Origin of the sequence: Streptomyces sp. DH12, assembly GCF_020873895.1 — a bacterium.
Lineage (GTDB): Bacteria > Actinomycetota > Actinomycetes > Streptomycetales > Streptomycetaceae > Streptomyces.
In genome coordinates, this window is sequence record NZ_JAHWGT010001256.1 from 1 (window position 1) to 432 (window position 432).

At 75.0% G+C, this 432-nt stretch carries 1 protein-coding gene; it reads right to left on the minus strand.

From position 1 onward, the window contains the following. On the minus strand, positions 1 to 319 hold a 319-nt coding region (locus LPA54_RS39540), incomplete at its 3' end, for a hypothetical protein (protein WP_228985227.1). Positions 320 to 432 lie beyond the last annotated feature (113 nt).

Below are 432 nucleotides of genomic sequence, written 5' to 3' on the forward strand. Positions count from 1 at the left end.
GGACGGCGCGTCCGGTACCGGCGCACAGCCGGTCGTGGAGCCGGTCGGCGAGTTCGCGTGCGCTCGCCTCGCGGGCGTGGACGGTCACGAGGCGGCGTCCGACCCGGATGTCGGCGACGGCGGACCAGGGCAGGTCCACGTGGTGGGCCTCGGCCCGCTGGACGCGCACCTCACCACTCACGGGCGGCAGTCCCGGCCGGTCCAGGGCGGCGGCGACCTTCTCGCGGAGGTAGGCGAGGGACTCCTCGTCCAGCCCGCCGTCGGCACGCACCCGCACGGCGGCGGTGGTCCCCTGGGCGCCGATGTCCTTGGCAGTCATGTGTTCCGCTCCCTCTGATCGTCCTGCGAACACCTCAAGACTGCTGCGTTTCCCGTCGGCGCCCCAGAGGCGGTCGGCCCCGGGACCGGGGGCTCCTCGGCCCCTGACCCCAG